Consider the following 798-nt stretch of genomic DNA (forward strand, 5'->3'; position numbering starts at 1 on the left):
AATGTCACGCCCCCGCCGCGCGAGCGGGCTTCCGCCGGTGAGCTGGCCGGGCGCTGGCTGCTGGGGGTCTGCGTCGTCGCCGGGCTGGTGGGGTCCCTGGTGCTCGGGATGCCCGCCTTGTCCACGGACCCCTCGGCCACGGGAACCGAGCAGTCGGAGGCGTCCGACACACGCTGACCGCGCGCCGGACGGGCACTGCTCCGGCGGCCCGGCCGCACCCCGCCGGGTGGTCCGGCCGGCCGCCCGGACCATTCGGGGTGAGGCGGCCCGGCCCCAACCGGACCCCGAGGGTGGTGAGGGGTACCACAGATCGGTAGCCTCACCGGGCACTGCCCACGCATGGAACGAGTGAGGACCCAGCCGTGCCCCTGCCCTTCCTGACGGCCGACCGTGCCTTCGAGACGGCTGACGACGTCGCGCTGCCGTACCACGACCGCGACCGCTGGCGGCGCCCGTACCGGCCGGGGCCGTGGCGGGTGGGGGCGGCGGCGATACTGCTGCTGCTCGCCTCGTTCGTGCTGTTCTCAGCGGTGATCATCGCGGCCACGGCGTCGCCGTCGTCGGCCGGTGTGGTCTTCGGGGTCGCGCTGGTCGCCATCGTCGGTGCGCTGCGGTTGCTGCGCATGGGCACGTGGGTGAGTGCCCACGGACTGCGGCAGGTGGGACTGTTCACCACCCGTACGGTGCCGTGGGACCAGGTCGTCGCGGTGCGCACGGTGCAGCAGCCGGTGCGCTGGCTGGGGCTGCCGCGGACCGTGCAGGGGCAGGCGCTGCTGCTCGTCCGCAGGGGACGGCCGG

1 protein-coding gene is annotated in these 798 nt (G+C 74.9%); it reads left to right on the forward strand.

All coding sequences use genetic code 11. The features are described 5' to 3' along the window. Positions 1 to 362: 362 nt before the first annotated feature. The coding region (locus tag AOK18_RS28375) for a PH domain-containing protein (RefSeq protein WP_079105233.1) at positions 363 to 798 on the forward strand (436 nt) is incomplete at its 3' end.

This window comes from Streptomyces prasinopilosus, assembly GCF_001419695.1.
GTDB lineage: Bacteria > Actinomycetota > Actinomycetes > Streptomycetales > Streptomycetaceae > Streptomyces > Streptomyces prasinopilosus.